This window comes from Rhizobium sp. 05N49 (assembly GCF_056396805.1).
Window position 1 is genome coordinate 59,884 of the sequence record NZ_JBFTME010000004.1, and the last position, 12,100, is coordinate 71,983.

Consider the following 12,100-nt stretch of genomic DNA (forward strand, 5'->3'; position numbering starts at 1 on the left):
CTCACGCTCCCTTCAGTCGCGGATCGAGCAGCACATAGCTGACATCGACGATGAAATTGGCGATCAGCATGGTCGCGGTCATGATGAGAAGCTGTCCCTGGATGACGGGATAATCGCGGGCGAGGATCGCCTGATAGAGGATGTTGCCGAGGCCCGGATAATTATAGACGACCTCGGTCACCAGAGAGCCGCCGAGAATTGTGCCGATGGCAATCGCCAGGCTCGAGACGGTCGGCAGCAGCGCATTGCGGGCCGCATACCAGAGCATGACATGTCGGTCGGAGAGGCCCTTGGCGCGAGCCATGACGATATAGTCCTCGCCGAGCAGGTTGATCATGTTGTTGCGCATGGTCACGGTAAAACCGCCGACCAGCACAGTGCAGAGTGTGATCATCGGCAGGATGCCGTGATAGGCGACACTGCCGACATATTGGAAGCTGAAGGCCGGATCGAGCGAGGGATCGGCAGCATAGCCGTTCGGGAACCAGCCAAGCGTGAAGCCGAAGAAGAAGAGCACGATCAGCGAGGTGACGACGGCGGGCACCGATGTCGCGAAGATTGCGCCAATCGAGACGATGACGTCGAATTTGCTGCCGCGCCGCCAGGCTGCGACGATGCCGAGGAAGGTGCCAAGCGCGAAGCTGATGATCGTCGCCGTGCCCATCAGGCCGACAGTCCACACCAGCGCATGGCCGAGAACCGACGTGACCGGCAGCGGGAAATATTTGATCGAACGGCCGAGATCGCCGGTGAAGATGCTGCCGAGGTACGTCAGATATTGCTGCCAGAGCGGCCCGTCGACGAAGCCGAAAGTCAGCTTCAGCGCTTGCAGGCTTTCCGGCGGCAGTTCGGTGCCCGCGCTCGAAAACATGATGCGCACGGGATCGCCCGGCATCAGCCGGGGCAGGAAGAAGTTGATCGTCGCTGCCGCGATGAAGGCCGCCAGGTAAAAGGCAAGGCGGCGTAGCAGAAAGGCCATGGGGACTCCGTCAAAACGGGAGCGGCGCTTGCCGCGCCGCTCCCAGCTTTTCTAATGGCTTACTTGACCGGTTCGAGCGCCAGCAGGTTCAGAAGACGTGCCGGGTTGGTGCGCGAGATGGACGGATTGACGAAGGGGTTTTCCTTGGTCGACCAGCCAGTGAAGCGCTTGGTATTGTACTGATACCAGTTCGGGTTGTTGAACACGGGGATGACAGGCATGTTTTCGGCAACGATGCGCTGAGCCTTGTTCATCGCTTCTTTCTGCTTGTCGAGATCGGCCGTGTGGGTGAACTGGGTGACCAGGTCTTCCACTTCCGGGTTGAACCAGCGCTGTGCGGTGAAGCGGGTCTTGCCCTTGTCCGAAGCACTGAAGGCGCGCTTGTAGGGATAATAGGGCGAGGCCGAAGCCGGCAGGCTGTTGATCGCCGCATCGAACTTTCCGTCGATGAGATCGGAGGTCCAGACGGCTTCTTCCGGGGTCTCGATCTTGGCATCAAGGCCGACTGCCTGCATGCCTTCGATCGCGATATTGACCGTGTCGATCCAGTCCGTCCAGGAGTTCGGAACGATGATCGAGAAGGAGATCTTCGAACCGTCAGGATTGTCACGCAGGCCGTCGCCGTCCTTGTCGACATAGCCGGCTTCGTCGAGCAGCGCTTTGGCGGCATCGGCGTCATAGGCGGCGAACTTGCCGAAGTCGGCCTTGACGGACGGGTCCGCCCAGCTCTTGTAGAGCTCGCCCATCAGGCCCGGGTCTTCGTTCAATGTCGGATAGCCGTAGCCAGCCACATCGATCATCGTCTTGCGGTCAAGCGCCATGGAGACCGCACGGCGGAACTTCACGTCGTTGAAGGCCTTCTTGTTGGCCTCGTTGGACGTTTCGAGATTGAACAGGAAGGCGACCATGCTGCTCGGCGAATACCAGTAGTGATAATGCGCCGGATCCTTCGAGACATAGACATTGTCGATATCGGGAATGAAGGAGACGCCCCAGTCAAGCGTGCCGTCGGCGGTCGCCGTCAGGATCTGGTTATTGTCGGCAAGCTGCGGGAAGCGCATGCAATCGACCTTCAGATGCTCGGCATCCCAGTAGTTCGGGTTGCGGCACTGGTCATAGGTCTGGCCGGTGAAGCGCGGCACTTCGGTCAGCGGACCGCTGCCGACGGGATTTTCGTTGGCGTAGGTGACCGGATCGGCAACATCCTTCCAGACATGCTCGGGCACGATCGGCAGCTGCGACAGTTGTTCGGCGGCAAGCGAGCTTGGATTGGCGAGCGTGAAGCGGACTGTCTGGCCATCGACCGCCTGCACATCGGTGATGAAGGTCCAGATGCTGACGAAATCGAGGGCCGGGAACTTCTTCAGATAGTCATAGGTAAACTTGACGTCGGCCGAGGTTAGCGGCTGGCCGTCCGACCACTTCAGGTTTGGACGCAGCTTGAAATCGATGCTCTTCAGGTCGTCGGAGAGCTTGAAGCTTTCGGCCAGGCGATAGACCGGCTTGTTGCTGTCGAAGCGGTTGAAGATGACCAGTGGCTCATAGATGAAGTCAAGGGTCGACTGACGCGACGAAGTCTGGTTGAACGGGTTGAAGTTGCGCACCCAGGTGGTTGCCGGCTCGATATTGGCCGTGAGGACGGTCTGCGCGACGGCCGAGCCCGATAGCATCGTCAGGGCCGCAGCCGCTAAAAGATATTTCTTCATTACAAATTCCCCTTTTCTTATGAGGTGAAGAATACGCGCGCTGGTCAGGAGACCAGTGCGCTTGCAAACATCGATTCGACTTCCGCACGGGCAGCGCGATAGTCGATTTTGAGAGTGCCGAGGCGGGCCTTGCCGGCGGCGATACGCTTCTGAGCGGCTTCCGTCAGCGGGCGCGCGGCCTTGGCCGCAGCTTCGCTCTCCTTGACGTCGCCATGGCTGTGAAGCGCAATGTCGAAACCGGCATCGAGAACCTGAGCGACGCGCTCTGGCAGAGTGCCCTGCAGCGATTCCATGAAGATGCAGTCGGAGATCAGAACGCCGTCGTAACCCATGTCCTTGCGGATCACGTCATGCATGATCGGCGAGATGGAAGCCGGCAGCTCGGCATCGTAAGCGGAGTAGACGACATGGGCGACCATTGCCCAAGGCGTGTCCTTCAGCGCCGCGAAGGGCTTGAAGTCGGTGGCAACAAGTGTCTCGCGCGAGGCGTCGACAACAGGGCGTTCCTTGTGGGAATCGAGCGTGGCGCGGCCGTGGCCCGGAATATGCTTCATGACCGGCATGTTGCCGGTTTCGAGCAGGCCATCGACCACTTCGCGGCCCAGTGCAGCGATGAAATCCGGATCGGGGCCGAAGGAGCGGGCGCCGATCACCGCGCTCGTTGTTTCGAAAACGAGATCGAGAACCGGCGAGCAGCCGCTCGACAGGCCGAGTTCGGTCATCATCACACCCATGGCCTGGGTGGACAGACGCAGCGCCTTTTTGCCGAGCTCGAAGTCACGGCGCGCAAGCTCGGCGAACTGGCCGAAGCTGCGGAAAAGCGGCCAGGGGCCGGCATCCATGTGCTGCACACGACCGCCTTCCTGGTCGGTAAAGACGGGCGCATCGTCGCGGCCGACGGCCTCGCGGAAACGGTCGATCAGGATCTTTGCCTGCTCCGGATTGCGCAGGTTGCGACGGCCGACGAAGAGGCCGAGCGGATTGGTCTCGCGGAAGAGGGCGAATTCGTCGTCCGAAAGCGTCGGATTGGGAAGGCCGACGAAGAGAGCGAGCGGGGTCGAGGACACTATTTCAATACTCCGGTATCAGATGGTCATTTCGGCTGGCTTCGCAGCATGCCTTCGTAGATGCCCTTGTCGGGGGCGTGAATTTCGACCGCGCCGGCGGTCTTGACGTAGAAATCGACGGGGCCGGCATCGCCGATGAAGGCATAGGCGTGGCCCAGCGTCTTCATGGTCTGCAGGCAGGCGGAAAAGAGGGCGAGGCCAATGCCTTTGCCGCGTGCGGCCGGATCAACGCCAGTCGGGCCGAAGAAGCCGCGGGCGGTCGTGTCATAGCAGGCAAAGCCGAGCAGCTTGCCATCCTCGACGGCGATCAGGCAGGCAACAGGCCGGCGGGAAAAGGCGACACTCACTTCGCTTGCCCAGTTTTCGCTGAAATGTTCGCGCACCCAGGTAGCGACGACATGAAGTTCCGGCGGCAGGGCTGGACGGATCACAATGCCGATGGAGCCGGCCTTCTCTTTCAGTTCGGCGAGCTTCGTGGAATATAAGCTCACAAGCAGGTCCGGCACCCGAATTCCTCCAATTATTCCGTTATTACGGAATGTATCCCTTTTTAATGACATAACTTTCGATATCCGAGCGGCCATGTCAACAGGCTTTTTGGCAGGCAATCCTGGTTCAACTGGGGGTAGGCAAAACAAAACGGCCCGGTTTAACCGGGCCGTTGGACATTATCGGGTCTGTGATCCGGCTCAGAGCCCGGCGTCTTTCCACAGGGCATGGAAATGATGAACCGGTCCATGGCCAGAGCCGACCGCCAGCTCGCCCGCGGCAGCGACTGCTAGCGCAAGATATGTTTTCGCAGTCGAAACAGCCGCTTGCGGCGAAGCACCCTTTGCGAGCTCGGCGGCGAGTGCGCTGGAAAGTGTGCAGCCGGTCCCGTGTGTATTCTTCGTGGGGACGCGTTTCGCCTCGAACCAATGCCGGCCGGAGTCGGTTGCCAATATGTCGGGACTTTCATTGCTCTCGAGATGACCGCCCTTGACCAACACAGCGGCAGGGCCGAGCGCTCGCAGGCGCTTGGCTTGCGAGGCCATCTGCTCGCGGCTTTCGGCAACCTCTTCGTGCAGCAGCGCTGCGGCTTCCGGCAGGTTGGGGGTGAGCAGCGTCGCAAGCGGCAGCAGGTGCTTCGTCAGCGCATCGACAGCCTGCGGGTCGAGGAGTGCCGCTCCGCCCTTGGCGATCATGACAGGATCGACGACGATGGGAATGCCGCGATGAGGCGCCAGCGCCTCGGCAACGGCTTCGGCAATGCCGGCATTGGCGATCATGCCGATCTTGACCGCATCGACGCGCACATCGGCAAAGACCGCCTTGATCTGCTGGGCGACGAAGTGGGGCGGGACAAGATGCACGCCCGTCACCCCTTGCGTATTCTGCGCCGTCAGCGCCGTCAGCGCCGCCATGCCATAGACGCCGCGAGCAGAGAAAGCCTTGAGATCGGCCTGGATGCCGGCGCCACCGGATGGATCGGAGCCGGCGATAGACAGGACGTTGCGGATCATCGGCGGACCTTTCGGATTTCCTCGGCGATGCGGATCGTCGCGGCTCGCGGATCCTGCGTGCCGCAGATCGCCGAGACGACAGCAAGCCCATCGGCTCCGGCCGCGAAGACGGAAGCGACATGCTCGCTCTTCAAGCCGCCGATTGCAACCGTCGGAACGGGGGCGGTTTTCACCAGTCTCGCCAACCCGTCAAAGCCGATCGGCTGCTTGTGGTCTGCCTTGGTGGGTGTCGCAAAGATTGGGCCGATGCCGGCATAGTCGACGATAGCGGGATCGATGGCCGCTGCCAGCGCTTCGCTCTCGGCTGACAGACCAAGGATCATGTCCGGGCCGATCATCGCCCGGGCGACGGCTGGCCCCATATCATCCTGGCCGATATGCAGCCCGTCGGCGCCGATCGCGATGGCTGCCTCGACGTCGTCGTTGATGACGAGCAAAGCGCCGGTATCCTTCAGGATCTCCTTCAGCGCCAGACCGGTCTCGATCATCCTTGCCGTCCCGCCATGCTTGTCACGAAGCTGCACCATCGCGGCGCCGCCGGCAACGGCAAGCCGCGCCGTCTCGACCATGCCGATATCGGCGCAGAGATCGGGATCGAGGACCAGATAGAGGGAAAGATCGAAGCGTTTCATGCGGCGTTGATCCTGACTTTTGCATCGAGCTTTGCTCCATCGAGCGCGGCGAGCTGATCGAGGAACCGCCAGGAGAAGGAGCCGGGGCCGGCAGCATCCTTGGCTGCCTCTTCGCCGGCAACCGCGAAGGTAGAAAGTGCTGCGACAGCGGCTGCGAAAGGATCGGCGGGAATGGTGGCGGCAAAGGCGCCGGTGAGGCAGGTGAGCGAACAGCCGAGCGCAGTCACCTGCGGCATCAACGGCGAGCCGCCTTCAATGCGCAGCGCCTGCGCACCATCGGTCACGAAATCCACCACGCCGGTGACCGCGACGACCGCGCCGTGCCGTTCGGCAAGCAGCCGGGCGGACGCTTCTGCCTGCTCAACCGGGTCGCGGCTGTCGACGCCTTGGCCGCGGCTCTCGCCACCGGCAAGCGCGATGATTTCAGAAGCATTGCCGCGGATGATCGTCGGGCGAAGCGCCAGCAGATCGGCAACTGCCTTGCGGCGGAAGGATGTCGCATAATGGGCAACCGGATCAAGGACCCAAGGTTTGCCGCTCGCGTTTGCAGCCTTTGCCGCCGCATGCATGCCGTCGATCCACTGGGTGGAGAGCGTGCCGATATTGACGGTCAAAGCGCCGGCGATTGCGGCAAACTCGCCGGCTTCTTCGGCGGCGTGGACCATGGCAGGCGATGCACCCGCCGCAAGGACCACATTGGCGGCGATGTTCATGGCCACGTAATTGGTGATGCACTGCACGAGCGGTGGCTTCGCCCGCATCGCCGTCAACAGTGCTCCGGGTGTCTTGTTCTCCATAGTACCCCTTTCAGGCGGGGCAGGCGCGGGAACGATCATGCGATGAAGCAGATGGCGACCCGAGCGACTCCCTCCGCCGGCATTATCCGGTTCAGGTTCGAAGGGTGCTTCTCAGCCCGCTTTCGCAAACGGGCGCCCCTGTCTCTCAACAGCACTCTTTCTTGCAGAGAATGGCGTCGCTGTCATCGGCAAAATGACGATTTTGAGACTGAGGTTTTGCCAATGCGTACCACGGGCCGCCTGAGCGCCCGTGGTGCAATTTTCAGATGCCGGTTTAAGGTCCGGCTGCTCTACTTGATCAACGCAGCGGCGCTGGAAGCAGGGTCGTCGTAAAGTCCTGATACGAAACCGGACGCAGGAACCTGTAGATGGCGAGCGTCCCGACGGAGGTCGATCTGCCATCGGCCGTTGCCGGGTAGGGGCCGCCGTGCACCATGGCGGGCGATACTTCCACGCCGGTTCCGAAGCCGTTGACGAGCAGGCGTCCGGCAAGCATTTCCAGCTTTGGAACGAGGCGCTTGGCGTCCTGTTCGTCTTCGCTCGTAATGTGCAGGGCAACGGTCAGCTGGCCTTCGAGACCGTCGAGGACGCGCTCGAGTTCGGCGAGATCACGGCAGCGCACGATAAGGCCGGCTGCACCGAAGACCTCGTCCTGCAGCTCGTGATGTGCAAGGAATGCAGCAGCTGTCGTCTCGAAGAGAGCGGCCGTGCCTTCGAATTCGCTGCCGGGCTTGCCATTGGCAACGAGCCGGACTTCGGGGTGCTTTTCCAGTCGGGCAACGCCATCACAGAACGCCTTGGCGATGGAGCCTGTGAGCATCGTCTGGGCGCCGACATCGGGCAGAAGCTCCCGCGCCTTGGCAATGAACGTGTCTAGGCCTTCGCTGTCGACGGCGAGAATGAGGCCGGGATTGGTGCAGAACTGCCCGGCACCGAGGACAAGCGAGCTTACGAAAGCCGTTGCAATCTCCGCCGCGCGGGTTTTCAGCGCGTTGGGGAAGAAGATGACCGGGTTGATGCTGCTCATTTCGGCATAGACCGGGATCGGCTGCTTGCGCTCGGAAGAGATCTTCATCAGCGCAGTGCCTCCGCGGCGCGAGCCCGTGAAGCCGACGGCGCGGATTCTGGCATCGGCCACCAGTTTCTGACCGACTTCGAAGCCGGTATCGAAGAGGAGCGCAAACGTGCCGGCATGCAGACCAGCCTTGGCAACGGCTCGCTGAACGGCGCGGCCGACCAGTTCCGATGTGCCCGGGTGAGCGGAATGCGCCTTGACGACGACCGGGCATCCCGCTGCGAGCGCAGATGCCGTGTCACCGCCGGCGACGGAGAAGGCGAGCGGAAAGTTCGATGCGCCGAAAACCGCGACAGGTCCCAGAGGAACGTTGCGCAGGCGCAGGTCAGGCTTCGGAACCGGCTTGCGGGAGGGATCCGCGCCGTCGAAGCGAAGCTCCTGGAAGCGGCCTTCGCGCACCTCTTTCGCAAATAGCCGAAGCTGTCCCATCGTGCGGCCGCGCTCACCCTCGAGACGTCCGCGCGGAAGTCCGGTTTCCGCCATTGCCCGCACGATCAGCTCGTCGCCGATGGCCTCGATCTCGCTGGCGATGGTTTCAAGAAAGGCAGCCCGTGTTTCGAGATCGGTTTCCCGGTAGGAAGCGAAGGCCTCCCATGCAAGCCTGGTCGCCTCTTCGACGTCTTCGGCGGAGGCGCCACCGAAAGAGACGGGCAGCGCCGTCCCCGTGGCTGCTTCGACACCGTAGAGCTCGCCGCGCGTGCCGCGCTTCTCCGATCCCGCGACGAGCAGGCTTCCATTGATAGTCATGACGGATTTCCTTTCAAACAGATTCGAGCGACGTATATAGGCGTTCGTCTTCTCAATTTCACGACATCTTTCCCGATATCGCATCGAAGATGGAGATCTCCGGCAGAGACGTGGTCGCGTCTCGACAAGGGGTGGGCGCGAGCTTGCGGAAAAGCAATCGTATGCCGAAATGCCGCCCCTTTTTTACGCTCATTCTCGCTCGGGATTAATCGAGGGGGCTCCATGAAATACGCATCCGTTGCCTGTGCGGCACTTACCGCAGTACTGCTCTCCACAACCGCATTTGCCCAAACCGGGACGATCAAGTCGATCCGGCTGTCGTCAGGCGGAGTTGCCGAATATGTGCGCAGTCTTAATGTCGGAGAGGACGGCAATGCTGTCATCGACGTGCCGACAGATCAGATGGATGACTTTCTCAAGACCCTCGTCGTATCGGGGCCTGCGCCCGTAAAGGGCCTTTCGACCACCGGCCCAGACATGGTGGACGAAACATTCAAGGTGCTTCCGATCAAGCCGCAGGATCTGGATTCGGCGGCGGATGTGTTACGGTCTCTCAGAGGAGCGCCTGTCTCTGCGAACGGAGTGAAGGGCCGCATCGTCGGAGTGGAGCCTGCGAGCGAGAAGCAACGCGCACGGCTGACCGTGATGCTGGACAGCGGCGCCTTCGACGTTGCCGAGATCGGTGGCGCCATGGCCTACAAGCTCGACGATCCCAAAGACGCCGAGATGATTTCCCGAGCCGCGGAACTGTTGTCGAGTGACGGCGTGCAAGGAAGCCGGGCCGTCACCATCGCGCTCGAAGGCAAGGCGTCGGCGGCCGTAGATATCTCCTATGTCGTGGCCGCCCCGCTCTGGAAGCCGTCCTACAGGATCATTGTTGACGCCAACGGCAAAGCCCGGTTGCAAGCCTGGGCAGTCCTTGAGAATGCCTCCGGCGAGGATTGGCATGGGGTTTCCATTTCTCTGACGTCCGGCAAGCCCGTGACGCTTCGTCAGAGACTGTATGCCAGAGCATGGCCATCACGCTCGGAAGTGGATTTCGCCTATCTGGACCTTGGAGGCGCCAAACGTAGCAAGTTTGGAGGCGCGCTGGCGAACAAGCCGCTGGCCGAGGCTCCTGCTCCAGTTGAGGCGGCTCCAGCCGCTACCATCGGTGCGACTGCCGACGAGGGCGACGTGGTCGCAAACTTCGATCTTCCCGGCGTATACGACCTGAAGAACGGTGAGACGATTTCCGTGCCGATCTTGGATCGCGAGATAAAGGCAGAGTTCGTCGCTCTCTATCGCGATGGTGCGCAACATCCGGATGCAGCCCTCGTGCTCACCAACGACACGGGGACTTCGCTACCGCCGGCGGTGGCGGCAGTCTATGACGACAAAGGGCGTTATGTCGGCGACGCACGCATAGGCAATGTGAAGCCGGGCGGCGTGGAAAAGGCGACGTTTGCCGCCGATCAGAAGATCGAGCAGGAAGTGGCAAGCGCCATATCCAGTTCCTTTCGAACTGTCATCGTAAAGGACGGTTATCTCGAGGCCACACTGGAGCGACGGCTGCGAAAGACCTTCTCCGTCTGGGGCGCTGATGCCGACAGGACGTTTGTCGCGGAAGACCCGGGCATGGCAGGATGGGAACTGGTTAAGTCCGAAGGCGTGGAAGAGACACCGCAAGGTGCGCGGGCAACTGTGATCGTCCTTGCGGGCAAGAAGGTTTCGACGACCATCGAATGGCGCATGGCCGAGAGCGAGACGCAGGCGATTGCCGATATCGATGACACTGTGATCCTGCAATGGCTCGATGAAGGGCCGTCTCCGGAAATCGCCTCGAAACTTCAGGGCCTTGTGACAGCAAGGAAGGCACAAAAGGAAGCGGAGAGGGACTTGGCTACGGTCATGCAGGCAATTGAAGACGCAACGTCGGAATCCTCACGGATTTCAGGCCTGCTTTCCTCTGTCGGTGACACACCGCTCAAGCAGCAGTTCCTTCAGGACTTGACGGAACAGGAGAGGTCGATCAAGGCGTTGCGGGCGCAAAGGGACGAGGCGCGAGATCGGCTTGAAAAGCTTCGCAAGGAGCTCGGGGAAGCAATAGCTCGTCTCTAGATCGGCTTGGCACGAGTTGGGCGCCAATTCCTGCTGCCGCCGACGGCACTATCAGCGTCGGTGAGGCATCGCTTGCGGATCTCAGACCTCGACTTTGCCGTTTTCTTCACCGTCCCAATATTGGATCGAACGTGCCGCAACCTTGATCAAGGCAAGCCCAGGCGTCTGGGTGCCCTCGGGAAACCATCGCTCCAGTCCCTTGACCCAATGTCGCTCGAATTCCGAGACGTCCTCGATGAGTGAAGCGTTACCATCGATCGCGATGAATATGCCCGGTTTGCCGAGCAGATGCGGTGGCGCAGTGAAGGTCAGCTGCACCGCGTTGTCTTTCCGAATGTCGGATATCTTGCGGGTATCCGCATAGGAAAAGAACCAGGAATCTCCGTTATATTCGACGTCGCCATTGTTGCTCATCGGCCGCGTGCTGATCCGGTTCGAGGCTCCACGTGTCGAAAACATGCAGAAATCCAGCTTCTTCAGATGCTTCGACAGCTCTTCTTTTGTCATTGATGCCATGGTGGTTCTCCAATCCAGGTGAAAACAACCGGCGATGATCGAAGTTCCATGGAATATGCGGCCCGCTTGAACGCCCGATGCCATGGGTCCGTACGGCGCCTCTGGCGCCGATACACCGAGTGAAACAGCCGATTCTCGGGATCCAGGAAAACTAAGCTTGCTCACGGAGGCGAGGCCTTGGAGCCAGCATCGCGAAATACTCGCCTTACTTAATCGGGCTGCACAGGCCTGATCGTATCAACCGAGATTTCGCCTTCAATCACACCTCGTACGACATCCGTGCGATTTCGATCGATCTCGACGACCGTGTAAAGCTTGTCGTCGCGAAATGCGCTCGCATGCGTCGTGGTGACATCGTCAGCAGGTGCCGCATCGACTTCCATGAAGTCGAGCTCGCGCCCGGCCGCCACGATCCGGGCATCACCCGCCGTTCTCGCTGCGACCACCACGACGCCGTGGCCCGGCGAATTTTCCCATCTCGGATCATCTGCCGCCGCGATCGGTTCAAGTCGATAGATACCAAGAGGCTCGCCTGCCGGGAGGGTTGAACTTTCCGCCGCCGCGTCCGCGATCTGCGCCTTGCTTTCGACCGAACGCCCAAACGTGTTCGGATTTGTGGCGTTGTTGATCTCGTCGTTTCCTGTTCGTGACACGTTAGACATGTTGTCCTCCATCCGTTGCGAACATAACGATGGCGCGATCCGACTGTTCCGCGATTGACGAAAGGAACTTGTGCCGTCACGAGTTTCTCATTTCATGATCGACCGACAGGCGGACCAATTTGCAAAAACTGCCGGTTGCAGGTTTCACCAGGAGAGTGATTTTTTTCGGGGGCTCATCGGGCCTGCGTGGGCTCCGATGCGATGAGCTGTTCAGCCGGGCGAGTATGGGATGGCTGCGGATCCGCAATGCACAGCCATCCCATTTGAGCAAGCGCTCCCTCGTCGAACGCTTGCAGCCGGCCCCCGCCAGTCACCGA

Annotated in this window: 11 protein-coding genes and 1 riboswitch; of the genes, 1 reads left to right on the forward strand and 10 read right to left on the reverse strand. The window is 60.9% G+C overall.

Annotated elements, in window-relative coordinates; translation table 11 throughout:
- Window position 1: 1 nt before the first annotated feature.
- The 8 genes from AC1DF8_RS09910 to AC1DF8_RS09945 form a co-directional block, all read right to left on the reverse strand.
- Window positions 2–979: an ABC transporter permease gene (locus AC1DF8_RS09910; protein WP_478153229.1), complete on the reverse strand. Its 978-nt coding sequence runs from the start codon at window positions 977–979 to the stop codon at window positions 2–4.
- Between the two features lie 59 nt (window positions 980–1,038).
- Window positions 1,039–2,685, reverse strand: coding sequence for an ABC transporter substrate-binding protein (locus AC1DF8_RS09915; RefSeq protein WP_183849903.1), 1,647 nt, complete (start codon window positions 2,683–2,685; stop codon window positions 1,039–1,041).
- Window positions 2,686–2,729: 44 nt separating this feature from the next.
- Complete coding sequence (locus AC1DF8_RS09920) at window positions 2,730–3,752, reverse strand: glycoside hydrolase family 3 N-terminal domain-containing protein (protein WP_478153231.1); 1,023 nt, start codon at window positions 3,750–3,752, stop codon at window positions 2,730–2,732.
- Between the two features lie 26 nt (window positions 3,753–3,778).
- On the reverse strand, window positions 3,779–4,258 hold the full coding sequence (locus AC1DF8_RS09925; RefSeq protein WP_478153234.1) for a GNAT family N-acetyltransferase: 480 nt from the start codon (window positions 4,256–4,258) through the stop codon (window positions 3,779–3,781).
- Between the two features lie 183 nt (window positions 4,259–4,441).
- The gene (thiD, locus tag AC1DF8_RS09930; protein ID WP_478153236.1) at window positions 4,442–5,254 is read right to left on the reverse strand and encodes a bifunctional hydroxymethylpyrimidine kinase/phosphomethylpyrimidine kinase; all 813 of its coding nucleotides are present in this window, start codon (window positions 5,252–5,254) and stop codon (window positions 4,442–4,444) included.
- Entirely contained in the window at window positions 5,251–5,886 is a 636-nt protein-coding gene (thiE, locus tag AC1DF8_RS09935; protein ID WP_478153238.1) for a thiamine phosphate synthase, read from the reverse strand. Before thiE ends, thiD begins: the two co-directional genes overlap by 4 nt.
- Window positions 5,883–6,683 (reverse strand): hydroxyethylthiazole kinase, encoded by an 801-nt coding sequence (gene thiM, locus AC1DF8_RS09940; RefSeq protein ID WP_478153240.1) that lies wholly within the window; start codon window positions 6,681–6,683, stop codon window positions 5,883–5,885. The genes thiE and thiM overlap by 4 nt, the downstream gene beginning before the upstream one ends.
- 51 nt (window positions 6,684–6,734) lie before the next feature.
- Window positions 6,735–6,833, reverse strand: a riboswitch (TPP riboswitch).
- A 148-nt stretch (window positions 6,834–6,981) separates the two neighbouring features.
- On the reverse strand, window positions 6,982–8,505 hold the full coding sequence (locus AC1DF8_RS09945; protein WP_478153242.1) for an aldehyde dehydrogenase (NADP(+)): 1,524 nt from the start codon (window positions 8,503–8,505) through the stop codon (window positions 6,982–6,984).
- 222 nt (window positions 8,506–8,727) lie between these two features.
- Between AC1DF8_RS09945 and AC1DF8_RS09950 the strand changes: the two genes are divergently transcribed.
- A complete protein-coding gene (locus tag AC1DF8_RS09950) occupies window positions 8,728–10,605 on the forward strand; it encodes a DUF4139 domain-containing protein (RefSeq protein ID WP_478153244.1) in 1,878 nt (625 codons plus the stop codon).
- Between the two features lie 81 nt (window positions 10,606–10,686).
- On the opposite strand, the gene AC1DF8_RS09955 is transcribed toward AC1DF8_RS09950, so the two are convergent.
- Together AC1DF8_RS09955 and AC1DF8_RS09960 are read right to left on the reverse strand one after the other, a co-directional pair.
- Entirely contained in the window at window positions 10,687–11,121 is a 435-nt protein-coding gene (locus AC1DF8_RS09955) for a pyridoxamine 5'-phosphate oxidase family protein (protein WP_113213076.1), read from the reverse strand.
- A gap of 209 nt (window positions 11,122–11,330) precedes the next feature.
- A complete protein-coding gene (locus AC1DF8_RS09960; RefSeq protein ID WP_246781723.1) occupies window positions 11,331–11,783 on the reverse strand; it encodes a hypothetical protein in 453 nt (150 codons plus the stop codon).
- Between the last annotated feature and the right edge of the window lie 317 nt (window positions 11,784–12,100).

Excerpts from the sequence above, each read along its gene's own strand:
- AC1DF8_RS09910 (WP_478153229.1), bottom strand. The coding sequence starts at position 979 with ATGGCCTTTCTGCTACGCCGCCTTGCCTTTTACCTGGCGGCCTTCATC.
- AC1DF8_RS09915 (WP_183849903.1), bottom strand. The coding sequence starts at position 2,685 with ATGAAGAAATATCTTTTAGCGGCTGCGGCCCTGACGATGCTATCGGGC.
- thiD (WP_478153236.1), bottom strand. The coding sequence starts at position 5,254 with ATGATCCGCAACGTCCTGTCTATCGCCGGCTCCGATCCATCCGGTGGC.
- thiE (WP_478153238.1), bottom strand. The coding sequence starts at position 5,886 with ATGAAACGCTTCGATCTTTCCCTCTATCTGGTCCTCGATCCCGATCTC.
- thiM (WP_478153240.1), bottom strand. The coding sequence starts at position 6,683 with ATGGAGAACAAGACACCCGGAGCACTGTTGACGGCGATGCGGGCGAAG.
- AC1DF8_RS09945 (WP_478153242.1), bottom strand. The coding sequence starts at position 8,505 with ATGACTATCAATGGAAGCCTGCTCGTCGCGGGATCGGAGAAGCGCGGC.
- AC1DF8_RS09950 (WP_478153244.1), top strand. The coding sequence starts at position 8,728 with ATGAAATACGCATCCGTTGCCTGTGCGGCACTTACCGCAGTACTGCTC.
- AC1DF8_RS09955 (WP_113213076.1), bottom strand. The coding sequence starts at position 11,121 with ATGGCATCAATGACAAAAGAAGAGCTGTCGAAGCATCTGAAGAAGCTG.
- AC1DF8_RS09960 (WP_246781723.1), bottom strand. The coding sequence starts at position 11,783 with ATGTCTAACGTGTCACGAACAGGAAACGACGAGATCAACAACGCCACA.